The organism is Roseivivax sp. THAF30, assembly GCF_009363575.1.
Classification (GTDB): domain Bacteria; phylum Pseudomonadota; class Alphaproteobacteria; order Rhodobacterales; family Rhodobacteraceae; genus Roseivivax; species Roseivivax halotolerans.
The window spans coordinates 3,511,134-3,534,387 of sequence record NZ_CP045389.1 but is presented as its reverse complement, the minus strand read 5'-3'; the positions used below and the strand labels follow the sequence as shown (position 1 = coordinate 3,534,387).

At 65.6% G+C, this 23,254-nt stretch carries 24 protein-coding genes and 1 riboswitch; of the genes, 8 read left to right on the top strand and 16 right to left on the bottom strand.

Annotated elements, in window-relative coordinates; translation table 11 throughout:
- Positions 1-111: 111 nt before the first annotated feature.
- Genes FIU91_RS17105 through ubiA form a run of 3 tightly spaced genes read right to left on the bottom strand, consistent with a single transcriptional unit; the run spans position 112 to position 3,364 of the window.
- On the bottom strand, positions 112-441 hold the full coding sequence (locus FIU91_RS17105; protein WP_093008930.1) for a hypothetical protein: 330 nt from the start codon (positions 439-441) through the stop codon (positions 112-114).
- Positions 438-2,345, bottom strand: coding sequence for an OmpA family protein (locus FIU91_RS17100; RefSeq protein WP_152463389.1), 1,908 nt, complete (start codon positions 2,343-2,345; stop codon positions 438-440). Before FIU91_RS17100 ends, FIU91_RS17105 begins: the two co-directional genes overlap by 4 nt.
- Positions 2,346-2,404: 59 nt before the next feature.
- On the bottom strand, positions 2,405-3,364 hold the full coding sequence (gene ubiA, locus FIU91_RS17095) for a 4-hydroxybenzoate octaprenyltransferase (protein ID WP_152463388.1): 960 nt from the start codon (positions 3,362-3,364) through the stop codon (positions 2,405-2,407).
- 12 nt (positions 3,365-3,376) lie between these two features.
- On the opposite strand from ubiA, the gene FIU91_RS17090 reads away from it, so the two are divergent.
- Genes FIU91_RS17090 through FIU91_RS17080 form a run of 3 tightly spaced genes read left to right on the top strand, consistent with a single transcriptional unit; the run spans position 3,377 to position 6,072 of the window.
- Positions 3,377-4,123 (top strand): 16S rRNA (uracil(1498)-N(3))-methyltransferase, encoded by a 747-nt coding sequence (locus tag FIU91_RS17090; RefSeq protein ID WP_152463387.1) that lies wholly within the window; start codon positions 3,377-3,379, stop codon positions 4,121-4,123.
- Positions 4,120-4,641 carry a hypothetical protein gene (locus FIU91_RS17085; protein ID WP_152463386.1) on the top strand — a complete coding sequence of 174 codons (522 nt, stop codon included), beginning with the start codon at positions 4,120-4,122 and terminating at the stop codon, positions 4,639-4,641. The genes FIU91_RS17090 and FIU91_RS17085 overlap by 4 nt, the downstream gene beginning before the upstream one ends.
- 60 nt (positions 4,642-4,701) lie before the next feature.
- Positions 4,702-6,072, top strand: coding sequence for a glutamate--cysteine ligase (locus tag FIU91_RS17080; RefSeq protein ID WP_152463385.1), 1,371 nt, complete (start codon positions 4,702-4,704; stop codon positions 6,070-6,072).
- A gap of 12 nt (positions 6,073-6,084) precedes the next feature.
- Here FIU91_RS17080 and FIU91_RS17075 read toward each other — a convergent pair whose 3' ends face one another.
- From FIU91_RS17075 to FIU91_RS17060, 4 genes are all read right to left on the bottom strand, one after another.
- Positions 6,085-7,659, bottom strand: a complete 1,575-nt coding sequence (locus tag FIU91_RS17075; RefSeq protein ID WP_152463384.1) for a gamma-glutamyltransferase family protein — start codon at positions 7,657-7,659, stop codon at positions 6,085-6,087.
- 264 nt (positions 7,660-7,923) lie between these two features.
- Complete coding sequence (locus FIU91_RS17070; RefSeq protein WP_152463383.1) at positions 7,924-8,433, bottom strand: ATP-binding protein; 510 nt, start codon at positions 8,431-8,433, stop codon at positions 7,924-7,926.
- On the bottom strand, positions 8,378-8,716 hold the full coding sequence (locus tag FIU91_RS17065) for an STAS domain-containing protein (RefSeq protein ID WP_152463382.1): 339 nt from the start codon (positions 8,714-8,716) through the stop codon (positions 8,378-8,380). The genes FIU91_RS17070 and FIU91_RS17065 overlap by 56 nt, the downstream gene beginning before the upstream one ends.
- A 73-nt stretch (positions 8,717-8,789) precedes the next feature.
- Entirely contained in the window at positions 8,790-9,641 is an 852-nt protein-coding gene (locus FIU91_RS17060; protein WP_152463381.1) for a zinc-ribbon domain-containing protein, read from the bottom strand.
- Between the two features lie 152 nt (positions 9,642-9,793).
- Between FIU91_RS17060 and FIU91_RS17055 the strand changes: the two genes are divergently transcribed.
- The 5 genes from FIU91_RS17055 (at position 9,794) to FIU91_RS17035 (ending at position 13,391) form a co-directional block, all read left to right on the top strand.
- Positions 9,794-10,471, top strand: a complete 678-nt coding sequence (locus FIU91_RS17055; RefSeq protein ID WP_093009265.1) for a cell division ATP-binding protein FtsE — start codon at positions 9,794-9,796, stop codon at positions 10,469-10,471.
- Positions 10,468-11,373: an ABC transporter permease gene (locus FIU91_RS17050; protein WP_254701994.1), complete on the top strand. Its 906-nt coding sequence runs from the start codon at positions 10,468-10,470 to the stop codon at positions 11,371-11,373. Before FIU91_RS17055 ends, FIU91_RS17050 begins: the two co-directional genes overlap by 4 nt.
- Positions 11,373-12,107 carry a 1-acyl-sn-glycerol-3-phosphate acyltransferase gene (locus tag FIU91_RS17045; protein ID WP_152463380.1) on the top strand — a complete coding sequence of 245 codons (735 nt, stop codon included), beginning with the start codon at positions 11,373-11,375 and terminating at the stop codon, positions 12,105-12,107. Before FIU91_RS17050 ends, FIU91_RS17045 begins: the two co-directional genes overlap by 1 nt.
- The gene (locus tag FIU91_RS17040) at positions 12,094-12,696 is read left to right on the top strand and encodes a pyridoxamine 5'-phosphate oxidase family protein (protein ID WP_152463379.1); all 603 of its coding nucleotides are present in this window, start codon (positions 12,094-12,096) and stop codon (positions 12,694-12,696) included. Before FIU91_RS17045 ends, FIU91_RS17040 begins: the two co-directional genes overlap by 14 nt.
- A 77-nt stretch (positions 12,697-12,773) precedes the next feature.
- Positions 12,774-13,391 (top strand): lysozyme inhibitor LprI family protein, encoded by a 618-nt coding sequence (locus FIU91_RS17035; protein WP_152463378.1) that lies wholly within the window; start codon positions 12,774-12,776, stop codon positions 13,389-13,391.
- On the opposite strand, the gene bluB is transcribed toward FIU91_RS17035, so the two are convergent.
- From bluB to FIU91_RS16990, 9 genes are all read right to left on the bottom strand, one after another.
- Positions 13,388-14,068 carry a 5,6-dimethylbenzimidazole synthase gene (gene bluB / locus FIU91_RS17030; RefSeq protein ID WP_152463377.1) on the bottom strand — a complete coding sequence of 227 codons (681 nt, stop codon included), beginning with the start codon at positions 14,066-14,068 and terminating at the stop codon, positions 13,388-13,390. The genes FIU91_RS17035 and bluB overlap by 4 nt on opposite strands.
- A gap of 48 nt (positions 14,069-14,116) precedes the next feature.
- A riboswitch (cobalamin riboswitch) is annotated at positions 14,117-14,293 on the bottom strand.
- Positions 14,294-14,347: 54 nt separating this feature from the next.
- The gene (lpdA, locus tag FIU91_RS17025) at positions 14,348-15,736 is read right to left on the bottom strand and encodes a dihydrolipoyl dehydrogenase (RefSeq protein ID WP_152463376.1); all 1,389 of its coding nucleotides are present in this window, start codon (positions 15,734-15,736) and stop codon (positions 14,348-14,350) included.
- 34 nt (positions 15,737-15,770) lie between these two features.
- Positions 15,771-16,169, bottom strand: coding sequence for an MAPEG family protein (locus FIU91_RS17020; protein ID WP_093008915.1), 399 nt, complete (start codon positions 16,167-16,169; stop codon positions 15,771-15,773).
- The gene (locus FIU91_RS17015; RefSeq protein ID WP_152463375.1) at positions 16,166-16,720 is read right to left on the bottom strand and encodes a hypothetical protein; all 555 of its coding nucleotides are present in this window, start codon (positions 16,718-16,720) and stop codon (positions 16,166-16,168) included. Before FIU91_RS17015 ends, FIU91_RS17020 begins: the two co-directional genes overlap by 4 nt.
- A gap of 95 nt (positions 16,721-16,815) precedes the next feature.
- The gene (odhB, locus tag FIU91_RS17010; RefSeq protein ID WP_093008913.1) at positions 16,816-18,405 is read right to left on the bottom strand and encodes a 2-oxoglutarate dehydrogenase complex dihydrolipoyllysine-residue succinyltransferase; all 1,590 of its coding nucleotides are present in this window, start codon (positions 18,403-18,405) and stop codon (positions 16,816-16,818) included.
- Between the two features lie 5 nt (positions 18,406-18,410).
- Complete coding sequence (locus FIU91_RS17005; protein ID WP_152463374.1) at positions 18,411-21,383, bottom strand: 2-oxoglutarate dehydrogenase E1 component; 2,973 nt, start codon at positions 21,381-21,383, stop codon at positions 18,411-18,413.
- A 55-nt stretch (positions 21,384-21,438) separates the two neighbouring features.
- Complete coding sequence (locus tag FIU91_RS17000) at positions 21,439-21,738, bottom strand: hypothetical protein (protein WP_152463373.1); 300 nt, start codon at positions 21,736-21,738, stop codon at positions 21,439-21,441.
- Between the two features lie 127 nt (positions 21,739-21,865).
- Positions 21,866-22,753 (bottom strand): succinate--CoA ligase subunit alpha, encoded by an 888-nt coding sequence (gene sucD, locus FIU91_RS16995; protein ID WP_152463372.1) that lies wholly within the window; start codon positions 22,751-22,753, stop codon positions 21,866-21,868.
- A 51-nt stretch (positions 22,754-22,804) separates the two neighbouring features.
- Positions 22,805-23,149, bottom strand: coding sequence for a hypothetical protein (locus tag FIU91_RS16990; protein WP_245760145.1), 345 nt, complete (start codon positions 23,147-23,149; stop codon positions 22,805-22,807).
- Positions 23,150-23,254 lie beyond the last annotated feature (105 nt).

The following is a 23,254-nucleotide window of genomic DNA, read 5'->3' as shown; positions in this document are numbered from 1 at the left end:
GGGCCCTGGGCCCGCGCATCCCTGGCGGGCTGATCGTTCCGATCATCCCGCGAGCGAGGGGCGCGGCCCCTCGCGCTCCCCGCGGTATTTTGGCCAACCCAAGAGAAAGGGTCAGCCCGCGGCCTGGCTGCGTTCGAGATAGGAGCGCAGCTCTTCGGCCTCGTGGCGCGCCTCGCGCAAGCCCTCCATGGCCGCCGAAAGCTCAGCCTCGGTCTGTGCGAGCTGATTGGTGAGCTCGGCCTCGCGCTGCTGCAGGTAGGTGATCGCCTGGTCGCGCGTTTCTTCGGCCTCGTGCAGCTCCTGGCTCATCTTCTCGAGCTCGGAGATGTCGCTTTGGCTGACGCGCGTGAAGCGGTGCACCAGCCAGTTCGCGAACCAGCCCAGGCAGAACGCCACGAATAATATGATCGCTGTGCTGATGATGAATTCGATCCTGTTCACTCGCCTACCTCGTCCGTCCCGTCCCCGCTTTCTTCTTGTGCCCCATCTTGGGGCGCGGCTTCAACGCTTTCGAGCGTTGTTTCTTCTTCCGGGACGGGATCAGGCTCGATCAGGGTGAATTCGATCCGGCGATTGGCCTCGCGGCCCGCTTCGGTATCGTTGTCGGCGATGGGGTCTTCCTCGCCGTATCCGACGGCGCGGTACGCGGAGGTCAGCACGCGGCGCTCGGCCAGCGCTATCAGCACGGCCTGGGCCCGCTCCTGGCTGAGCTGCTGGTTCATCACCTCGCGGCCCTGGCTGTCGGTGTGGCCCTGGATCTCGAGCGGGATATCGCCGCAGAGTTTCAGGAGCTCGGCGATATCGTCGAGGATGTCCCTTGCGGTGGCATCAAACGTGGCGGCACCTGGCTCGAAGGAAATCTTGCGCTCACCGATGATGTCATCGATTTGGGCGACGCATTCCTCGGGCGTCGGGATGCCGAGACTTGGATCCAGTTTTTCGACATAAGCGACGTCGATCTCGAACTGGTCCGTGCCGAGTTTCTCGGACAGGAGCGAGGCGATCTCGGCGGAGGCGTCCTTGTTGCCTGTATCGCCGCGCACGGAGATCCGGTCGGGGGTGACGATGGCCGCGCCGTTGTCGAGGCGGGACAGCGCTTCGAGACCGGCGAGAACACGGGCGCGCCAGCCGTCGGGCAGGTTGTCCGACACGCGCGCGCCCACCTGGATCGAGTTCGAGCTGAACGCGGCGCGGGCGAAGCCGTCGATGGCGGTGCGGGTCACCTCGTTATCGATCAGGCCACGCAGCGCGACTTGGCCCTCGGGGCTGCGGGTCGCGACGAATTCGAGCGGGGCGGCGTCTTCGTCGGGCGTTTCGGGCAGGACCGCGTCGAGAACGAAACTCTCGGGCAGATCGCCCTCAAGCGCGCCGACGACCCGGTCGAACCGTGCCGGATCCGTGCCCTCGGCCGCGACGAGCGCGATGTCGGCGTTGGAGAAGGTGACGGACCCGCCACCAATCTCGGCAAGGGCCGCGATGGCCTCTGCGCCGGCGGTGCCCCAGTCGGGGGACGGAACGCCGAGCGCGATGGTGCAATCGGTGTCCGCAGACGCGCCTGCGAGCCGCGCTGCATTGACGATGCTGGCGCGCGCGGCCTCCGTGTCGGCGGCGCAAGTCTCGAGCTCTGCGCTATCCTCGCTGATCGTGAAGCGCAGGGCGAAGGGCGAGATGACGGGGCGGGGTGCCTCGAGGTCCAGGACAAGCTCGATCCCGTCCGGCGCGGCACTGTCGAGCTTCGCGGCGATCCGGTCGCGGTCCTCGGCGGTCTCGGCCATCGCTTCGATGGCGATCCGCTCGGCATTGACGGAGATCTTGGCCCGGGGCAGGTCGGCTAGCGCAAAGCCGGCGAAGCGCATGGCGGGCCCCCAGCTTTCGGGCGCGGGGAAATTCGCGCTTTCCATCAGGTCCGAGACGTCTTCGGGATCGTCGGCCAGCGCTTCGAGAGTCTGGACCAGCGGTTCGCGGTCGAAGCTGGTCGGAACGAGACCGATCAGCGAGATGCGGTCTTCATTCCTGAGGATCTCAACCGAGAATTGCGGGGCCTCGATGTCACGGCTGTCATTGACGTTGAGCTCGTCGATCACCCGCGCCGCGTCGACAACCTGGCCCGCAAGCGACAGGGCGCGGAAGCGGTCGGCCTCGGAGGGTGCGGTGCCGTAGACGAAGACCTGAAGCCCGTTCGCGTCCACTTCGGCCCAGTCGATCCCGTCGGTCTCGAGAACGCGGGCCACCCCGGTGATGGAGCTTTCCTCGATCACGCGGGCCGACAGGCTCGCGGCGATGATGGACAGGGCTGCGGCGCCGAGAAAGGTGCCGCCGAGCGTCGTCAGTGTGGAGAGTCGCATGGATCTTCCGGACTTTGTCTCAGCCGCCGCCTTGTAGGCGGCAGGGGGTGGACCTGCAATCACACGAATGCGGCACCGGCGAAAAACAGCACAGGCAAGAGCCCCGCATCGCGGTTCGAGCGAAAGAGTGCCAGCAGCCGGTCGTGGTTGTCGAGCTCGGTCCGTGCGAGTTGGCGGGCGAGGTGGATGGCGAAGGCGATGGGACCGAGAGCGGCGAGAGTGGCGGTGAGCGGGGCATTCGAAGGCAGAGCGATCCAGACCGCCCCGGCCATGAGCAGGGTCGCACCGACGAGGAACATGGCCAGGAAACGCGGCGTGCGGTCGCCGAAGAGCCGGGCGGTCGATTTCACGCCGATGAGCGCGTCATCTTCCTTGTCCTGGTGGGCGTAGATCGTGTCATAGAAGAGCGTCCAGCCCATGCCCGAAAGATAGAGCAGCACCGCCGGCCATCCGAGGCTGCCGGTATGGGCGGTCCAGGCCAGAAGCGCGCCCCAGTTGAATGCGAGGCCGAGAAAGATTTGCGGCCACCAGGTGAAGCGCTTGGCGAAGGGGTAGATCGCGACGGGCAGGAGCGCGAGAATGCCGAGCGCGATCGCTGCCGTGTTGAAGGTCAGCAGGATCAGGAAGGCGGCGAGGCATTGGGCAACGGCCCAGCCGAGGGCCTGCCGCGCGGTCACGTCGCCTGCCGGGATCGGCCGGAGCGCCGTGCGCGCGACCGAGCCGTCGATGTCCCGGTCGGTGATGTCGTTCCAGGTGCAGCCCGCGCCGCGCATCAGGATCGCGCCGATCCCGCAGCCCGCGAATATCCACAGATCGTGCCAGGTGAAGGTGCCGGTATGCACCGATCCCAGGAACAGGCCCCACCAGCAGGGCAGGAGGAGAAGCCAGGTGCCGATCGGACGGTCGAGCCGCGACAGGCGGAAATACGGCTTCCAGGCCTCGGGGGCGCTCTTGTCCACCCAATTGCCGCTGACCGCGTCGGCGATCTGGCCCTCTGGCGCTTTGCCCGGTCGGGTCATAGGGTCCCCCTCATGGCTCAGGTCAGGCTGTATGTAGACGACGCCCTCGGGGCAGGACAACCGGTGACGCTGTCGCGGGACGCGGCGCATTATCTCTTCGGGGTGATGCGGCTCTCCGTGGGTGACGAGGTGACGCTGTTCAACGGGCAGGACGGTGAATGGCGCGCGCGCGTTGCCGAGGCCAGCAAGCGCGGCGGCGTACTCGAGGCCGTTGAACAGACCCGCGCGCAGAGCCTGCCGCCGGATCTGTGGTTGCTGTTCGCGCCGGTGAAGAAGGCCCGCACCGATTTCATCGTCGAGAAAGCGGTCGAGATGGGAGTGCGCCGAATCGTGCCTGTCGCGACCGAGTTCACCAATTCCGAACGGGTGCGGCGGGATCGGTTGCAGGCGCATGCGAAGGAGGCGGCGGAGCAATGCGGCGGGCTCTTCGTGCCGGAGGTGGCCGAGCTGTCGAAGCTCCGCGATATCTTGGCAGATTGGCCGGACGGGCGGCGGCTCATGTTCTGCGACGAGGCAGAGGCCGAGACGGGAGAGGGCAGCTCATCGGTCCGGGCGGGCCGCTTCGCGGCGGCGAGCGAACACGGGCCCTGGGCGGTGCTGATCGGGCCCGAGGGCGGGTTTTCGGACCGGGAGCGCGTCCATCTGCACGGGCTGCCCTTCGCCTACGTGGCTGGGCTCGGACCCCGGATCCTGCGCGCGGATACCGCGGCGGTCGCCGCTCTAACGCTCTGGCAGATGCAACTCGGAGACTGGACATGATCCGACCCGAAGCGCGCGCGCAGATCATGCGCTGGCGCGAGGCCCTGATCGGTGTCGGCCTCGTGGCTATAGGTTTGGCAATCGCCTGGGGCGCGCTGGGGTGGCTGACGCTGACCTTCGGGGCGCTTCTCGTCGTTCTGGGTGTCGTGCTGGCCGGGATCGGTCTGCAGCGCGGGCGCTTTCGTTCCGGCGAAGACGGGCCGGGCATCGTCGAGGTCACGGAGCGGCAGCTTTCGTATTTCGGCCCGCTTTCGGGCGGTGTCGCGGCGCTCGACGACGTGACCGGGGTCGCGCTCGACGGCTCGGCGCGGCCGAAGCACTGGCGGATCGACCATGACGGTGGCCCGGCGCTGTTCATCCCGGTGACCGCGGCCGGCGCGGATCGGCTCTTCGATGCCTTCGCGGGTCTGCCGAATTTCGACACCTCCGCGATGTTGCGCGCTCTCGAGCGGGACCATGAGGGCCTCGCCATCCTCTGGCGGCGTCACGGGCCCGAGAGCCACCGGCGGCTGCATTGACACCCCGCGCGTTCCTGACCATGGCTGTCATCCACGAAGAAGACTGAACGGAGCGTCCTGATGTCCATTCCCCAGAGCGGCGGCGGTCCGATCGAGTCCCATGCCCAGCTTGCCGAATATCTCGAAAGCGGCTGCAAGCCGCGCGAGGATTGGCGTATCGGCACCGAGCACGAGAAGTTCGGCTTCCTCAAAGGATCATTGGAGCCTCTGCCCTATGAGGGCCGTCAATCGGTGCGATCCGTGCTCGAAGGTCTCCGCGACCGCCACGGCTGGTCGGCAATCGAGGAATCCGGCCATCTGATCGGGCTCGAGAAGGACGGCGCGAATATCTCGCTCGAGCCGGGTGGGCAGCTCGAGCTTTCGGGTGCGCCGCTCGAGACGATTCACCAGACCTGTGACGAGGTGAACCAGCACCTCGCGGAGGTGCGCGATGTGGCCGACGCGATCGATGTGGGCTTCATCGGGCTTGGCGCTGCGCCGCATTGGCACTTCGAGGATATGCCGATGATGCCGAAAGGGCGCTATCGGCTGATGACCCGGTACATGGACGAAGTCGGGACAATGGGGAAATCCATGATGTACCGGACCTGCACCGTTCAGGTGAATCTCGACTTCGCCTCCGAGGCGGACATGGTGCAGAAACTACGTGTGGCGCTGGCCTTGCAGCCGGTCGCCACGGCTCTGTTCGCCAACTCGCCGTTCTTCGAAGGCAAACTCAATGGCCACAAGAGCTGGCGCAGCCGCATTTGGCGGGATCTCGATGCGGACCGCACCGGCATGCTGCCTTTCGTGTTCGAGCCGGGCTTCGGGTTCGAGGCCTGGGCCGAATACGCGCTCGATGTGCCGATGTACTTCGTCTATCGCGATGGGCAGTATATCGACGCGCTCGGCCAGTCCTTCCGCGATTTCCTGCGTGGCGAGCTGCCCGCGCTGCCGGGCGAGAAGCCGACGCTGAGCGACTGGGCCGATCACCTCACGACCATCTTCCCCGAAGCGCGGATCAAGAAGTTCATCGAGATGCGCGGCGCGGATGGCGGTCCGTGGCGACGGCTTTGCGCGCTCCCGGCGTTCTGGGTCGGGCTGACCTACGACCAGGGCGCGCTCGATGCCGCCTGGGACATGGCGAAGAGCTGGGATGCGGATACGCGCGAGGCGTGGCGCGTCGCGGCGTCGGTGGATGGGCTCCATGCCGAGGTCGGCGGGCAGAAGATGCTCGACGTGGCGCGCGAGGTTCTGGACATCGCCGAGGCGGGGCTGAAGGCGCGGGCGCGGCCCGGTGCGGGCGGGCTTCTGCCGGACGAGACGCATTTCCTCAACGCGCTCCGCGAAAGCGTCGATAGCGGGCAGGCGCCGGCGGACGAGCTCATTCGCCGGTACGAGACCGACTGGAACCGCGACGTCCGCCCGGTCTTCGAGGAATTCGCCTATTGATGTGGGCGGCGCTCAATAGCCGAGCGCCGCACCATCCTTGCGGGGATCCGACGCGCCTTCGAGCGTGCCGTTCTCGTGAATGCGGATTGCCTGGGCGCCGCCGATAGGCCCGTCTGGCACCACGACCTTGTGGCCCATCTCGGCCAGTTCCTCGCGCACCTGGGCCGCATAACCGCGCTCGACCTGGAGCGTGTCGCCTTCGGCGAAAGAGCGTGGCGCGTCGAGCGCGTCTTGCGGATCGAGCCCGAAATCGCGCCAGTTCGTAACCATGCGCGCATGACCCGCGGATTGATACTGCCCGCCCATGACACCGAAAGGCATGCTGACCGCGCCGTTCTCGCGCAGCATCGCCGGGATGATCGTATGCATCGGGCGCTTGCCGGGGGCCATCTCGTTCGGATGACCTTCTTTCAGCGAGAAGCCCGCGCCGCGGTTCTGGAAGAGGATGCCGAACTTCTCCGAGGCGATGCCAGAGCCGAAGCCATGGAAGATCGAGTAGATGAGCGAGACCGCCATGCGGTCCTTGTCGACCACGGTGATGTAGATCGTGTCCTTGTGCACCGCTTCGGAGATCTCGGTCACGGCGGCCTGCGCGCGGCGCGGATCGATGAGCCCGGCCAGCTTGTCGGCGGTCTCCTGGCTCAGCATGTGATCGAGGCGGGTCATGTGGTCGGGATCGGCGAGGAAGCGGTTACGGGCGTCATAGGCCAGCTTGGTGGCCTCGGCCTCGATATGCGCGCGCTCCGTTCCCCAGGGGTCCATACGCGCCAGGTCGAACTTCTTGAGAATGTTGAGAAGCAGGATCGCCGTCGCGCCCTGACCGTTCGGGGCATGCTCCAGAAGCTCCGCGCCGCCATAGCTGCCCTCGATCGGATCGCCGAAGGTTGCCTCGACCGCGCGGAAATCCTCTTCGGTGTGAACACCGCCAAGGCCGCGCAGCGTCGCCAGCATGTCCTCCGCAACCTCACCCTCGTAGAAGGCCCGCGCGCCGTCCTTGGCGACGCGGCGCAAGACCTCTGCCTGGCCGGGCAAGGAGAAAGGCGCGCCGACGGCGGGCGCGTGGCCTTCGGTCAGGAAATGCTCCCGCGCCGCGCCTTGCAACGTGTCGATCTGAGCGGCCCAGTCGAAGGCGACGCGCGGGGCCACGGGCACACCTTCGTCCATGTACCGGATCGCGGGTGCGAGGCTGTCGGCGAGGCCAAGCTTGCCCCACCGAGCCGACATCCGGTCGAAAGCATCCAGCGCGCCGGGGATGGTCACGGCATCGGCGCTGCCGATGGGCACTGTCTCGTGGCCGGCCTCGCGGAGGCGCGCGGCACTGGCACCGGCGGGCGCGCGGCCCGAGCCGTTGATCGAGACGACGTCCTTGCCAGGCTCAGAGATGAGCGCGAAGCAATCGCCGCCGATCCCCGTCATCTGCGGCTCACAGAGGCCGAGAAGAACTGCGCCTGCGATCGCGGCATCCACCGCGTTGCCGCCCGATTTCAGGATGTCGATAGCCGCCGCCGCAGCCAAAGGATGCGACGTCGCTGCCATGCCATTCGTTGCGTAGACGGCCGAGCGGCCGGGCATGTGAAAATCGCGCATGTTCGGAGGTCCCCCTTGTGATCCTCGCGAACCATACGGAAGGCGGCACCGGCGTCAATGTAGGGGTAAGAACCTCGACGCCGCGCCTTGGGTGGGGGCAATTTCGACGCGACGTCGAGGGAAGCCTTTTGCAGCTACAATCGCGGTTTTGACGCATCTCTGTGTCGTCATTTGGCGGCAAACTTGGTCTTTTTGAGGCAATATCTGCCCGGAGCAGCACCTTCTGGAAGCGCCTGTCGGGTCCGCATGACGCGATCACCGCGATCAGCCGTCGATCACGATCTCGAGGCGGTTCGAGCCTCGATGTCGTACGTAATCGAGACGGTCGGAGAGCGAATTGATCATCCGCCAGCCGAAGCCCCCTTCTGGCAAATCTTCTGTCGCACAAGCCGGGGCGGTAAAGGCCGTATTCGACGCGGCCAGAAGAACGGCTGGCATGGTGCGGCCCGCATCGAGGATCCGCACATGCCAGGGCGCGCCGAGCGTGAGCTGAAGCCGGATCGGCGGGCTGGTCTCCTCGAGGCCGCCATGCTCCACCACGTTGTTCAGCGCCTCGGCACAGACAAGGACGATGCGGTTCAGGTCGGTGGCGCGGGCGCCGTTCTCCCTCAAGGCCAGCGCTATTGTTTCGCAGGCGTGTCGGACGGCGAGTGGAGACACCCCGATCTTGAGCTCGAGTACGGCCGGAATGTCCGGCAAGTCGAGCGCCGGCACCGGCTTAGGCCGCATCTTGCGCGAGCGCTGCGTCGAGCGTGGCGTGAATACGGAACACACTGTCCATCCTGGTGAGGCGGAACACCATGTCGACCGTCGGGTTGAGCGTCACGAGTTCGAGTGTCGCGGGCGGCTCGAGCATTTTCATGACCGCGACCACGGCCCCGAGACCGCTTGAGTCGATGAACTGGACCTCGGATAAATCGAGCAGGATGCGCCCGTCTGCTTCAGCGCAGACCGGTCGCATGAGGTCCTTGAACTCGATGGCGACCGCCGCATCGATGCGCGCGGCTTCCGGTCGGACGATTTTCGCCCCGCCGCACTGCTGAATTGCAAGCTCCATTGCTGGCCCCTTCTGCTGACGAGAGGGACCCTAGCGCGGGCGCGTTACCAAAGCGTAAGGATCTGCGCCGCGCCTATTCTGCCGTGGGGGCGGTCAGGCCCGCGACACTGTCCTGAAGCCAGACGCGAAGATCATTGATCTCTGCCACATAGGTTTCGAGAAGCGGTGCGAGCGCCGGGACCATCTCGGCCAGCGGGGCGGCGAGACCGTAGAGCGCCACGATCACGACCAGCAAGAGGATCATCAGGAAGAAGCCGCGGCTGAAGCCGCCGCGCCGCTCTTCCTCGATCTCCGGGGCGCGGCCCTGCGGCGTCTCGACGGGGCGACGGTCGGTCGCCGAGCGCAGCGTCTGGTTGATCTCGTCCACATCGGGCAGCATCTGGCTGCGCGAGCCGGTCTCGCTTTGCGGCTTTTCTTCCGGCGGGTGCGGATCGACTTCGGCACTCGGACCGCGCATGCGCGCCATACGTTCGCGCGCCTGCCGAGCGCGGCGTTCTTCATCGGTTTCGGACGGGCTGTCGAGGCCCAGATCGGGCTGCGTCTCGAGTGCGCCGCTATCGGCCTTGCGCGCCTGTGCCTCGCGCTCGGCTTCTTCGCGCAAAACGCTGGCCACGCTGGGATCGAGCGAGCGGCGCTGCGGCCCGGTCGTCCCGGGTGCGGGGCCAGCCTCGGGTGCAGGGGGCGCCTCGGGAGCGGGCGGCTCTTCTGGCGGTTCCGGCTCCGGCTCTGGAGGCGACGGCGGTGCGGAGGCCTCCGCCGTGTCCTCCTCGACTGCGTACTCGTCCGGCTCGTAGGCCGCGTGGTCGGGATGATACTGGAACCAGGTATGCCCGCAATTGGAGCATTGCACGTCGCGACCGGCCTCCGGGATGACCTCCGTCGGCACCTCGTATTGCGCGCCGCAATTGGGGCAGATCAGTCGCATCCTCGGTCCCGTCCCGTTATCCTGCCAAAAGTCGTTGTTTGGAAACAATAAGCTGGCTCACCCGCGTGTAAAAGCCGTTTTCGCAGACGCTCCTCATTGAAACCGCGACGATGCTCGGGCACAACAACGCGGCATTGGTCCCGGGGGCAGGCGTGATCGAGTTCGAGAATGTGGCGTATAGCTATGGCGGGGGCGAGCTTCTGTCGGATGTGTCGCTGAGCCTCCAGCCCGGCTCGTTCCATTTTCTTACGGGTCCCTCCGGCGCGGGCAAGACCACTTTTCTCAAGCTCTGCTACGGTGCGCTTCTGCCGACCGCCGGACATGTCCGGCTTTTCGACCGGGATGTCACGCGGATCGGCCGGGACGGGGTGGCGCTGGCGCGGCGCAGGATCGGTGTCGTGCATCAGGATTGCCAGTTCCTCGACCACCTGACCGTCGCCGAGAATGTCGCGCTGCCGCTTGGCGTCGCCGGCGAGGAGAACGCGGCGATGGAAGCCGATCTCAGCGAGCTTCTGACCTGGGTCGGGCTCACGAACCGCGCCCATGCACGCCCGCCGGAATTGTCCGGGGGCGAGCGTCAGCGTGCGGCGCTTGCGCGAGCGGTCATCATGTCGCCGGACGTGATCCTTGCCGACGAGCCCACGGGCAATGTCGATTGGGACATGTCGCAGCGGCTCTTGCGGCTTCTTCTGGAATTGAACCGCATGGGCAAGACGGTGATGATCGCGACGCACGATCTAAGTCTCATCCGTGCGGCCAAAGCCCACGTGCAGGCGCGCGTGTTGCGGATCGCAAGCCGCAAGCTGCAGCTTGCCGGGGCGGACCTGTGAGACGGCTTCTGCCCGATATCCGCGCTGTCTTCGTCCGGGAGGCCGGGGCGGACCGCGTGGTCCCGCCCGCCGGCTTCACGGTGCAGCTGACACTTTTTACATCGGCGGCGATGGCGTTTCTCGCGGTCTTCGCGCTGGCCTTGTCGCTTGCCGCGGGGCGTCTGGCGGACCGTTGGGGCGACGAGCTTGCGCGATCGGTCACCATCCGGATCTCCGCCCCCGAGGAGGAGATGGAGCGGCAGACGAGTGCCGCACTCGCCGTTCTCGAGACGACGCCGGGGATCGCGGAATTCCGCGCGCTCTCGGATGATGAACAGCGTGCTCTCCTCGAGCCATGGTTCGGGGCGGAGCTGCGGCTCGCGCAACTGCCCGTGCCGCGCCTGATCGAGGTCACGGAGACCGGCGATGGCTTCGACGCGGCAGGCTTGCGATTACGGCTTCAAGCCGAGGTGCCGGGAGCCGTTCTCGACGATCATGCCCGCTGGCGGCGGCCGCTTCTGGCAGCGGCCGGGGGGATGCGTCTCTTCGGCTGGACCGCGCTCATCCTGATTGCGGCTGCGACGGCGGCGATGGTGACGCTTGCGGCCAATGCCGCGCTCGCGGCCAACGCGCAGGTCATCGCTGTCTTGCGGCTCGTAGGGGCGACCGATGCCTATATCGCGGCGGCCTTCGTGCGCCGCTACACGTTGCGCGCGCTGGCGGGGGCAGCGGCAGGCACTCTGCTTGGCGTAGTGCTCGTGACGCTCATTCCCGATACTGGCGATGCGGGCGGAGTTCTCACCGGGCTCGGTTTCCAGGGCTGGGATTGGGTCTGGCCGGTCTTCGTGCCGCCGCTCGCCGCGCTGGTCGCGCTTCTGGCGACGCGCGCCGCCGCCAATCGTGTTCTGGAGGATCTCGCCTGATGGCCCATGCGATCCAATGGCTTCGCTCTCTCATCCATATCGTGACGATCTACGTCGCGATGCTGGTCCTCGGGATCGTCTTCTTTCCCTGGGCGATCTTCTCGCCGCGAGGGGCGCGGGCAGCTTGCAAGACATGGTGCCGCTTCACGCTCTGGACCGCGCGCTGGATGATCGGGATCACCTACGACATCCGCGGAGATGTTCCGCAAGATGAAGTGCTGATCGCGGCGAAGCACCAATCCTTTCTCGACATCATCCTGATTTTCTACGCCGTGCCCGCCGGCAAGTTCATCATGAAGCGCGAATTGATGTTCGCGCCGATCATCGGGCAATACGCCTTGCGGATCGGTTGTGTGCCGGTCAATCGCGGCAAGCGGGGCCAAGCGATCAAGCAAATGGTCTCGGACGTCGACAAAGGGCGCGCGGAGCCAGGGCAGCTCATCATCTATTCGCAGGGCACGCGGGTCGCGCCGGGTGTGAAAGCGCCGTACAAGATCGGCACCTCGGTCCTTTTCGACCAGCTCGGGCAAGATTGCGTGCCGGTCGCGACGAATGCCGGCGTGACCTGGCAGCGCAAGGGTATCTACCGCAGACCCGGCAAGGCCGTCGTCGAGTTTCTGCCGCGCATCCCGGCAGGCACCAGCCGGGAGGGCTTTCTCAAGCGCCTCGAAACCGAGGTCGAGGCGGCATCGGACACACTTCTCGAAGAGGCCGGGTTTCATGCAAAAATTTGAAAGCGAGGCGGCGCTTGACGCGCTCTACGACGCACCGGTGCCCGCATCGCTGACGAAGGTCGCCACCCGGATCGGTCCGAGACATCGCGAATGGATCGAGGCGTCGCGCTTCTGCATCCTGTCGACGGTCGGTCCGGAGGGCGTTGACGGCAGCCCACGCGGTGACGATGGCCCCGTCGTGATGGTGGCGGATGAGCGCACGATCCTGATGCCCGATTGGCAGGGCAACAATCGCCTCGATTCCTTGCGGAATATCGTGCGCGATCCGCGCGTCGCGCTGATGTTCATGATTCCCGGTCACAAGAGCGTCGTGCGCGTCAACGGCACGGCGTTCGTGACCGACGACACCGATGCGTGCGCCCGGTTCGAGCAGCGCGGCCGTTACCCGAAAAGCGTCATCGTCATCGAGGTCATGGAGCTTTACGCGCAATGTGCGAAAGCCATCATGCGCTCGGGGCTCTGGGACCGCGACGATGCGGAGGGCGTGCCCACGACTGGCCAGCTTATCGAGGAAGGCTCGGCCGGATCGCATGGCGGACCGGACTATGATGCGGGCTACGCCGAGCGCGCCAAGGATCGTATGTGGTGATGCGCCGCCTCGAATGATGATTAGTGACGACCTGTCCGGGCGGTATCATCCCGTTATCGGTCAAAAGGAGGTCCGCCATGCGACTCGTTCATTCCCTCATCGCAATCCTCGGGATTTCCGCGCCTGCGCTGGCACAGGACGGTCCGTCCTTCGAGTGTGCCAACGCGGGGAGCGAGGCGGAAACACTCATCTGCTCGGATGCCGATCTTGCGCGGCTCGACCGCAGGCTCGCGGATCGTTTCGGCGCGGCTCTTTCTGTCGTGCAGGGCCTCGATGCCGGAGCGGCGTATGCGGAGGCGGAGCTGCGGGCAACGCAGCGCGGCTGGATTTCGGGTCGTGACGACTGCTGGAAAGCCGAAGACCTGCGCGCCTGCGTCAGCGATGCGTATCTGCGCCGTGAGGGCGAACTGGTCGCGACCTGGCGACTCGAGGAACCAGCGGAGACCGTGTTCTGGACCTGTGGCGGCACTCCTGCGAACGAGGTCGTGACGCTGTTCTTCGACACCGAACTTCCGAGCGTGAGGTTCGAGCGCCGCGACACGATCGACGCCGGAACGCTCAGCCGCACCGCCTCCGGCGCGCGATATGACGGCTCTTTCGGGCGGTTCATCTGGATCAAGGGCGACGAGGCCACATATCGCGAGCCCGACCCCGACGGGACCGAATACACTTGCACGGTAGCCGCGCGCCGCTAACCCTGCCAGCACTCCTCCATGATCGCGGCGTCGAGGCTTTCGGCCCGTGCCCATCCTCGCGCTTCAAGTTCTGGCCCGTCGAACATGTCCGACACGTGGCCGAGACACAGATAGGCGACGATCTCCACATTCTCGGGCAGGGCGAACAGGGCCGAGAGCTCTGCCTTGTCGTAGATACTGACCCAGCCCATGCCGACACCTTCTGCCCGGGCGGCAAGCCAGAGGTTCTGCACCGCGCAGACGGTCGAATAGAGATCCATCTCGGGGTTCTGGGTCTTGCCCAGCACGACCTGACCTCCGCGGCGCCGGTCGCAGGTGACGACGATATTCAGCGGCGCTTTTTCAATTCCTTCGAGCTTGAGCCGCGCATAGTCCGATTGCCGCGCCTCGGGAAACATCGCGCAAGCTGCGTCGTTGGCGCGGTCGAAGATCGCTTTGACGTCGACCTTGCGCGCGGGGTCGCGAACGAGAATGAAATTCCACGGCTGCGACAGTCCGACCGACGGGGCGCGATGCGCCGCCTCGAGGATGCGGCGCAGGAGGGACGGCTCGATCGGGTCCGGCAGGAATTCGTTCCGGACATCACGCCGGTGGGCGATGACATCGTGGAGAGCCTGACGCTCGGTGTCGGTGAAAACGCGCGCTGGCTTCGGCGCGCAAGTGGACGATGGCGGCACGGCTGGCCTCCCTTGCAAAACGCTGCGCCGCCTCGCCGTCCTTACGCGGGGCGCGGGTTTTGTGCAGGCCGGTCTTCTGGCTTCGGATCGTCCGGGTCGCGGCGCCTTCCCGGATCGCTCCAGTGGCATTGCCGTCCCGTCCCCGTCACAGCGGCGGGCCCGCGCCGGAGCTGCCCCGGCTTCCCGATTCTCCCCATGCGGGGCACCTGCACAAGCCAGATGTGACAAAGCCCGCCCCTGTCGGCAAGGGCGGGCTTCGGTTCCGGGCTGACGAGCCGATCACATGTGGATCGGGCCGTCTCCGCAGGCCAGGGCAGCCTCGCGCACCGCTTCGGAATAGGTCGGGTGGGCGTGGCAGGTCAGGGCCAAATCCTCCGCCGCCGCTCCAAACTCCATCGCTACGCAGATCTCGTGGATGAGATCGCCCGCCATCGGGCCGATGATATGTGCCCCAAGGATGCGGTCGGTGTCCTTGTCGGCGAGGATCTTCACGAAGCCGTCCGCGGCGAAATTGGCCTTCGCCCGGCCGTTACCCATGAAGGAAAACTTGCCAACCTTGTAGGAGTGCCCCGCATCCTTCAGCTCTTCTTCGGTCTTGCCGACAGCGGCGACCTCTGGATGGGTATAGATGACGCTCGGGATCACGTCGTAGTTCACGTGGCCCGCCTTGCCGGCAATCGCCTCGGCGGCGGCCATGCCCTCATCCTCGGCCTTGTGAGCGAGCATTGGGCCTTCGGTCGCATCGCCGATTGCGTAAATGCCGTCGACGTTGGTCTTCCAATGCCCGTCGGTCTTCACGAATCCGCGCTCGGTGATCTCGACCCCGAGTTCCTTTAGGCCGAGACCCTCGGTCACCGGCTTGCGGCCCGTGGAGACGAGAACGACATCGGCGTCCAGCACCTCTTCGCTGTCGTCCTTCTTGAGCGTGTAGGAGACCTTCGCCTTGGTCTTCATCGTCTCGACGCCCGAGACGGCCGCACCCAGCACGAAGGTCAGCCCCTGTTTCTGCAGGATCTTCTGGAAGTTCTTGGAAACCTCGCCGTCCATCGTCGGGGTGATCTTGTCGAGATATTCGACCACCGTAACCTCGGTGCCGAGGCGCGCATAAACCGAGCCCATCTCGAGACCGATCACGCCCGCGCCGATCACCACCATCTTCTTGGGAATCTTCGGCAGCGACAATGCGCCGGTAGACGAGACGACGATCTTCTCGTCGATCTCGACACCCTTCAGCGTGGCGACGTCCGAGCCGGTGGCGATGATGATATTCTTCGCCTCGTGCACCTCGTCGCCGACCTTGACCTTGCCCTTCTCGGGGATAGAGCCCCAGCCCTTGAGCCAGTCGATCTTGTTCTTCTTGAACAGGAACTCGATGCCCTTGGTGTTGGTCTCGATCGTCTCGCCCTTGTAGGTCTGCATCTGGTCCCAGTCGACCGAGGGGGATTTGCCCTTGAGGCCCATCTTGGCGAAGTTGTGCTCGGCCTCGTGCAGCTGGTGCGTGGCGTGCAGGAGCGCCTTGGAGGGGATGCAGCCCACGTTGAGGCAGGTGCCGCCCAGCGTCTCGCGCCCTTCGACGCAGGCCGTCTTGAGACCGAGCTGCGAGGCGCGGATCGCGGCCACGTAGCCGCCGGGGCCGGAGCCGATCACGATGACATCGTAGGAAGCCATTTCCCTTGTCCTTTCTTTTCTGTCGGAGCGCCGATCAGGAGATCAGCGCGTAAATCAGCATGAGAACCGTGGCGAGCCAGCCCGCCGCCCATATGAGGGAGCGGCCCGGACGCCAACCGAAGTAATAGGCCGGCACGTAGAGGATGCGCGCCAGCAGGTAGATCACGGCGAAGGCCGCGGTGAAGACATCGCCCTTGTCGGCATAGGTGACGACGACGACCGCGATGGTGAAGAGGATGAGCCCCTCGAAATGATTTCCGAGCGCCCGCTGGAGCCGGGCGGTCCCGGTCGAGAGCTCGCGCGAGGGCTCGCGGTCGCGGGCGGACATCGTGTAGCCGGGGCCCAGTTCGAGGTTCGCAGGGATCGCGAACAGCACGAACTGAACGCATTGCAGAAGCGCCGCAAGGGCGAGGATGGTGAGTTCTGGGGTCATGCGGCATGCCTTTTTGCGGATTGGGGCAGCGCGTCGGCCAGACGGCGGGCCTTGGTGTCGAGGCTTTCGCCGCGCGCCGAGAGATGCGGCAGCGCCTGATGCGACACGCCGAAGCGCGCGCAGCATCGGGCCGCGTCCCGACCAAGCGCGATGACGGGGCGCCCGTCGATTTCGTGCCGGGTGATGCTGTCGAAGCTTTCCTCAACGAGGCGGGCCGGGATCGCGGCGGAGCGGGCTTCGGGCAGGGCATGGAACGCGTGGGTCAGATAGATGTCGCGACGCGCCATCCCCGCCAGCGCCAGCGCCCGGTCGAGCACCCGGTTGAACAGCATTTCCGGCAGATAGCCGTCCCGCGCGATCCGCTCCCGGTTGGCCCGTGCTGTGGGCGCGTCCATGTGATTGTAGGAGATCAGCACCGGGCCATCGGGATTGCCGCAAGAGAGCTGATAGGGCGAGACCAATGGCAGATCGAGGCCGACATCGGCGAGCGTCGCGTAGCCTTCGGGGGCGAAGGCGCGGCGGGCTTGGAGGGCTGTGTCGAAACGGTGCACGGGATCTCTTTGCATGGCTTGGGCCGAGGATGGGCCCGAGGCGCAGTCTCGCATGCCGTAAACAGCCCGCAAGCACTGCGCCCCGAAGACCGTCTTCACAGATCCATCAGCATCCGGCGCGGATCCTCGAGGGCTTCCTTGACCCGCACGAGGAAGGTCACCGCGCCTTTGCCGTCAACGATGCGGTGATCGTAGCTGAGCGCGAGGTACATCATCGGGCGCGCTTCGATCTTGCCGTTCACGACCATCGGCCGCTCCTGGATCTTGTGCATGCCGAGGATGCCCGATTGCGGGGGGTTCAGGATCGGCGAGGACATGAGCGAGCCGTAGACGCCGCCGTTCGAGATGGTGAACGTGCCGCCCTGCATCTCGGCCATCGAGAGCTTGCCGTCTCTGGCGCGTTTGCCCTTGTCCGCGATGTCGGCCTCGATCTCGGCAAAGGACTTGGCGTCCGCATCGCGGATCACCGGCACGACGAGACCCTGCGGCGTGCCCGTCGCGATGCCCATATGCACGAAGTTCTTGTAGACGATGTCGGTGCCGTCCACCTCGGCATTGACCTCGGGCACCTCTTTAAGCGCATGGCAGCAGGCCTTGGTGAAGAAGGACATGAAGCCGAGGCGCACGCCGTGCTTCTTCTCGAAGAGCTCCTTGTATTCGGAGCGGAGCGCCATCGTCTCGGTCATGTCCACCTCGTTGTAGGTGGTCAGCATGGCCGCGGTGTTCTGCGCGTCCTTGAGGCGACGGGCGATGGTCTGGCGCAGGCGGGTCATCTTCACCCGCTCCTCGCGCTCGGCATCCTCGGCGGAGACCGGGGCGCGCGGGGCCTGCTTGGGCTGGCTGCCCTCGGCGGGGGCGGATTTGGCGGCGGCGAGTGCCGCGTCCACGTCTGACTTCATCGCACGCCCGTCGCGGCCGGTGCCCGTGACCTGGTCGCGGCTAACGCCTTTCTCGGCCATCGCCTTCTTGGCCGAAGGCGCATCCTCCACGTCCTTGCGGCCTTGCCCGGCGGGAGGTGTCGAATATTGGTTGTCACCTTCCTTGGCAGAGGGGCTGTCGCCACCGTGTTCCACGCCCGCATCGGGCTTGGCCTTGCCGGACTGACCGGCGGCGGATTTCGCGATTACGGCAAGCTGGCCGCCGGCTTCCACGGTGGAGCCTTCCTCGGCCTTGATCTCGGAGAGCGTGCCTGCGGACGGCGCGGGCACCTCGACGGAGACCTTGTCGGTCTCCAGCTCGCACAGCGTCTCGTCCGCCTCGACACTGTCGCCGACCTTCTTGAACCAGGTGGAGACGGTGGCTTCGGAGACCGACTCGCCGAGCGTCGGAACCATGACATCGACGGTTTCGCCCGTCGTATCGCCCTGGTCACCGCCCGACCCGGCCGCCTCTTCCTTCGGCGCCTCCTTGGTCTCTTTCGAGCCCTCGTCGGATTTGCCGCCAGACGCGCCTTCGGAGATGTTCGCCAGAAGCGCATCGACGCCGACCGTCTCTCCTTCGCCCGCAACGATATCGGCAAGGGTTCCGGCGGCGGGCGAGGGCACCTCGACGGTCACCTTGTCGGTTTCCAGCTCGCACAGCATTTCGTCCTGCTCGACGCTATCCCCCGGTTTCTTGAACCAGGTTGCCACGGTCGCCTCGGAGACGGATTCGCCCAGGGTGGGAACGCGCACTTCGGTGGTCATGTCACTTACTTTCCTTCAATCGTCAACGCTTCGTCCACGAGCGCCGCTTGTTGTGCCTTGTGGGTCGAGGCCAGACCCGTTGCGGGCGAGGCCGAGGTCGCGCGGCCGACATACCGGGCGCGCTTGTACTCAGCCTCGATCCGGCCGAGCACCCATTCCAGATTGGGTTCGATGAAGCTCCAGGCGCCCTGGTTCTTGGGCTCTTCCTGGCACCAGACGATCTCGGCCTGCTTGAACCGCTGCAGCTCGTTCACCGCGGATACGGCGGGGAACGGGTAGAACTGCTCGATCCGCATCAGGTAGACGTCGTCGATCCCGCGATTGTCGCGCTCTTCTAGGAGGTCGTAATAGACCTTGCCGGAGCACAGCACGACGCGCTTGATTTCGGCGTCGGGCTTCAGCTCGGTCTCGGAATGACCCTTCTCCGCATCGTCCCAGAGGACGCGGTGGAAGGACGAGCCTTCCACGAACATCTCCGCTTCAGAGACGCAGAGCTTGTGGCGCAGAAGCGATTTCGGCGTCATCAGGATCAGCGGCTTGCGGAAGGAGCGGTGAAGCTGCCGCCGCAGGATGTGGAAGTAGTTCGCCGGGGTCGAGCAATTCGCGACGATCCAGTTGTCTTGACCGCACATCTGCAGGAAGCGCTCGAGCCGGGCGGAGGAGTGCTCCGGGCCCTGTCCCTCGTAACCATGCGGCAGAAGGCAGACGAGGCCCGACATCCGCAGCCACTTGCTTTCGCCCGACGAGATGAACTGGTCGAACATGATCTGGCCGCCATTGGCGAAGTCGCCGAACTGCGCTTCCCAGAGGGTGAGCGCATTGGGTTCGGCCATCGAGTAGCCGTACTCGAACCCGAGCACCGCGTATTCCGAAAGGGCGGAATCGATCCCTTCGAAGCGGGCCTGACCCTCACGGATATGATTGAGCGGATAATACCGTTCCTCGGTTTCCTGGTCGATCAGGGCCGAATGGCGCTGTGAGAACGTCCCGCGCGTCGAATCCTGGCCCGAGAGCCGCACCGGATAGCCTTCGGTCAGAAGCGAGCCGAAGGCCAGGGCCTCGGCGGTCGCCCAATCGAAGCCCTGCCCGGTCTCGAACATCTTCTTTCGGGTCTCGAGGAGACGGCCGACCGTCTTGTGCAGCGGGAAGCCTTCGGGTGGCTCCGTCAGTGCGCGGCCGATTTCCTCGAGGGTCTTCTTCTTGATCGAGGTCTTGCCACGCTGGTACTTACCCTCTTTCTGGCGATCGAGATGCGACCAGCGCCCATCGAGCCAGTCGGCCTTGTTGGGCTTGTAGTTCTTGCCGGCCTCGAACTCCTCGTTGAGATGCGACTGGAACGAGGCTTTCATGTCCTCGATCTCGCCCTCGGGGATGAGCCCGTCTTTCACAAGGCGTTCGGTATAAAGCGTGAGCGTTGTCTTGTGACCCTTGATCTGCTTGTACATCAACGGGTTGGTGAACATCGGCTCATCGCCTTCGTTGTGACCGAAGCGGCGATAGCAGAACATGTCGATGACCACGTCCTTGCCGAATTTCTGGCGGAACTCCGTGGCGACCTTGGCAGCATGAACCACGGCTTCGGGGTCATCCCCGTTGACGTGGAAGATCGGTGCCTCGACGACGAGCGCGTTGTCGGTCGGGTAGGGGGAGGAGCGCGAGAAGTGCGGCGCGGTGGTGAACCCGATCTGGTTGTTCACCACGAGATGGATCGTGCCGCCCGTCCGGTGCCCGCGCAGGCCCGAGAGTGCGAAACATTCCGCGACGACGCCCTGGCCCGCGAAGGCCGCGTCGCCATGCAGAAGGATCGGCAACACCTTGGTGCGTGAGCTGTCCTTGAGCTGGTCCTGTTTGGCGCGGACCTTGCCGAGCACGACCGGGTTCACCGCCTCGAGGTGCGAGGGGTTCGCGGTCAGCGAGAGGTGAACGGTGTTGCCGTCGAACTCGCGGTCGGATGATGCGCCAAGGTGGTATTTCACGTCGCCAGAGCCGTCGACATCCTCGGGTTTGAAGCTGCCGCCCTGGAATTCGTTGAAGATCGCGCGGTAGGGCTTGCCCATCACGTTCGCCAGGACCGAGAGGCGGCCCCGGTGGGGCATGCCGATGACGATTTCCTCGAGGCCGAGCGCGCCGCCGCGCTTGATGATCTGCTCCATCGCCGGGATCGCGCTTTCGCCGCCATCGAGGCCGAAGCGCTTGGTGCCCATGTACTTGACGTGCAGGAACTTCTCGAAGCCCTCGGCTTCGACCATCTTGTTGAGGATCGCCTTGCGGCCCTCGCGCGTGAACTTCACCTCCTTGCCATAGCCCTCGATCCGCTCTTTCAGCCACGCGGATTGCTCGGGGTCGGAGATGTGCATGTATTGCAGCGCGAAGGTGCCGCAATAGGTGCGCTTCAAGACCGAGATGATCTCGCGCAGGCTCGCGATCTCGAGGCCGAGCACGTTGTCGATGAAGATCGGACGGTCGAGATCGGCATCGGTGAAGCCGTAGGAGCGATGATCGAGCTCGGGATGCTCGGAGGTGTCGCGCATGCCCAAGGGGTCGAGATCGGCGGCAAGGTGGCCACGGATCCGGTAGGCGCGGATGATCATGAGCGCGCGGATCGAATCCAGCACCGCACGTTGGATGTCGTCATCGGTGAGCTTGACGCCCTCCGCATCGGCCTTGGCCTTGATCTTCTCGCCCGCGGCCTTCGCCTCGCCCGGGATGGCGGGCATCGGCCATTCGCCGGTCAGCGCCGCTGTCAGCTCGTCGACGGGTTCGGGCGGCCAGTTCTTGCGCGCCCAGGACGGGCCTTCGGCCTCTTTCTTGACCGAGATCTCATCGTCGCCGAGCCCCTTGAAAAAGGCCTGCCAGGCGTCGTCGACCGCGCTCGGGTCGTTGGCGTAACGCGCGTACATCTGTTCGAGATATTCCGCGTTGTGCCCCTGCATGAACGAGGAGGCGTGGAAGGCGTCGTTGGGGCTTTGGTCGGTCATGATGTCACCTCTTGGGGCTGGGGACCGGGCTTGAAAGGAAAGGGCTCGAACCGCATCAGAGATCGCATGGCGTCTCCGGCGTGATCGGCTGACCCTCGGGGATATTACAGATGTCTCGGGTGATGTCGTCCGACAGGGCGCGACGCTCGGCATCGCTCATGTCGACGAAGCGTTGGGCAGTGTCTGCCGGTGCCGGAGCAGCGGTTTGCAGCGCCTCGTATTCGGCGCGTTCGATCTCGACCCAGCCGTTGCCGTCGTCCTTGAAATAGACCTCGTTGCCGAAGCCGAAAAAGGAGCAGCCGCCCAACGCAAGCGCTGTGCATAGCAGGATCGACGGTGCGATCGTGTTGCCCATTCCGGCGGCCTCCTCTGAGCCCTGTCTGGCGAAGTGTCCGGATCAGCGTCTGCGGCGCGGACCCTGATCGGGAGACTTCGGGTGTGAATGCCCCCGGCTTGTGCCGGGGGCCACGGACTGTCCGGCCTCAGCCTTTGTCGATCGCCTTGAGAACGGCCTCGCCGAGGGTGGCGGGACTGTCGGCGACAACGATACCCGCCTTGTTCATTGCCTCGATCTTGTCGTCCGCGCCGCCTTTGCCGCCAGCGACGATCGCGCCGGCGTGGCCCATGCGGCGGCCCGGAGGCGCGGTGCGCCCCGCGATGAACCCGGCGGTCGGCTTCCAGCGGCCTTTCTTTTTCTCATCGGCGAGGAACTGCGCGGCATCCTCCTCGGCCGAACCGCCGATCTCGCCGATCATGATGATCGCCTCGGTCTCGTCGTCGGCGAGGAACCATTCCAGAACGTCGATATGCTCCGTGCCCTTGATCGGGTCGCCGCCGATGCCGACGCAGGTCGACTGACCGAGGCCCACATCGGTGGTCTGCTTGACCGCCTCATAGGTGAGCGTGCCCGAGCGGGAAACGACGCCGACCTTGCCGCGCTTGTGGATGTGGCCGGGCATAATGCCGATCTTGCAGGCGTCGGGCGTGATGACACCTGGGCAGTTCGGGCCGATCAGCTTCGACTTGGAGCCTTCGAGCGCGCGCTTGACCTTCATCATGTCGAGAACGGGAATCCCTTCCGTGATGCAGACGATCAGCTCCATGTCCGCGTCGATCGCCTCGAGGATCGAGTCGGCGGCGAAGGGCGGCGGCACGTAGATCACCGAGGCGTTCGCTTCGGTTTCGTGCTTGGCTTCGTGCACGGAATTGAAGACCGGCAGGTCAAGATGGCTCTGCCCGCCTTTGCCCGGTGTCACGCCACCGACCATCTTGGTGCCGTAGGCGATCGCCTGTTCGGAGTGGAACGTGCCCTGGGAGCCGGTGAAGCCCTGACAGATCACCTTGGTGTTTTCGTCGACAAGAACGGCCATTTCGTTTCCTTCGTCCCTCTGGCGGGCCTTTTCCGGCCCGCCCCGTTTTGATCAGTAGTCTGGCCCCTCGTCGTCCACGAGCTCGTCGAGGGCGCGGACAGCGATGGTCGCACCTCCCATCAGGATGAGCGTGCGGCCGAGAGAGCCTGTGAGATTTGCGGGAATGAAGCGCGCAATCCCGTCGCGCGCCACACGGGCCGCGTCGCGGCCGGATTTGACGTCTTTCAGCCGCGCCGGCCGGTTGGGCTCGGGCAGCGAAAGGGTGTTGGGTTCGGTGCGCCGAAGCGCGAGGCCGAAGCCGACCATCGCGATCCCGATCAGGAACGGCGCGTAGCTCGCGCTGTTCTCGGGAAGGCTGGGCAGGGTTTGGGTCTTGGATCTGGACAGAAGCGACATGGCGGCTCTCCTATGCTGGGCCGTGACCCGCGCGCGCCGAGGCGCGGCAGGCGGGAACGCGGGCGCCGGGGCAAAGCTCGCCCCGATGCTCGGGGGGAAACCCCC

Bases quoted from the DNA above. Each gene is read 5' to 3' on its own strand.
- FIU91_RS17100 (WP_152463389.1), bottom strand. From the start codon at position 2,345: ATGCGACTCTCCACACTGACGACGCTCGGCGGCACCTTTCTCGGCGCC.
- ubiA (WP_152463388.1), bottom strand. From the start codon at position 3,364: ATGACCCGACCGGGCAAAGCGCCAGAGGGCCAGATCGCCGACGCGGTC.
- FIU91_RS17090 (WP_152463387.1), top strand. From the start codon at position 3,377: ATGGCTCAGGTCAGGCTGTATGTAGACGACGCCCTCGGGGCAGGACAA.
- FIU91_RS17085 (WP_152463386.1), top strand. From the start codon at position 4,120: ATGATCCGACCCGAAGCGCGCGCGCAGATCATGCGCTGGCGCGAGGCC.
- FIU91_RS17080 (WP_152463385.1), top strand. From the start codon at position 4,702: ATGTCCATTCCCCAGAGCGGCGGCGGTCCGATCGAGTCCCATGCCCAG.
- FIU91_RS17075 (WP_152463384.1), bottom strand. From the start codon at position 7,659: ATGCGCGATTTTCACATGCCCGGCCGCTCGGCCGTCTACGCAACGAAT.
- FIU91_RS17065 (WP_152463382.1), bottom strand. From the start codon at position 8,716: ATGGAGCTTGCAATTCAGCAGTGCGGCGGGGCGAAAATCGTCCGACCG.
- FIU91_RS17060 (WP_152463381.1), bottom strand. From the start codon at position 9,641: ATGCGACTGATCTGCCCCAATTGCGGCGCGCAATACGAGGTGCCGACG.
- FIU91_RS17045 (WP_152463380.1), top strand. From the start codon at position 11,373: ATGGCCCATGCGATCCAATGGCTTCGCTCTCTCATCCATATCGTGACG.
- FIU91_RS17040 (WP_152463379.1), top strand. From the start codon at position 12,094: ATGCAAAAATTTGAAAGCGAGGCGGCGCTTGACGCGCTCTACGACGCA.
- FIU91_RS17035 (WP_152463378.1), top strand. From the start codon at position 12,774: ATGCGACTCGTTCATTCCCTCATCGCAATCCTCGGGATTTCCGCGCCT.
- lpdA (WP_152463376.1), bottom strand. From the start codon at position 15,736: ATGGCTTCCTACGATGTCATCGTGATCGGCTCCGGCCCCGGCGGCTAC.
- FIU91_RS17020 (WP_093008915.1), bottom strand. From the start codon at position 16,169: ATGACCCCAGAACTCACCATCCTCGCCCTTGCGGCGCTTCTGCAATGC.
- odhB (WP_093008913.1), bottom strand. From the start codon at position 18,405: ATGACCACCGAAGTGCGCGTTCCCACCCTGGGCGAATCCGTCTCCGAG.
- FIU91_RS17005 (WP_152463374.1), bottom strand. From the start codon at position 21,383: ATGACCGACCAAAGCCCCAACGACGCCTTCCACGCCTCCTCGTTCATG.
- FIU91_RS17000 (WP_152463373.1), bottom strand. From the start codon at position 21,738: ATGGGCAACACGATCGCACCGTCGATCCTGCTATGCACAGCGCTTGCG.
- sucD (WP_152463372.1), bottom strand. From the start codon at position 22,753: ATGGCCGTTCTTGTCGACGAAAACACCAAGGTGATCTGTCAGGGCTTC.
- FIU91_RS16990 (WP_245760145.1), bottom strand. From the start codon at position 23,149: ATGTCGCTTCTGTCCAGATCCAAGACCCAAACCCTGCCCAGCCTTCCC.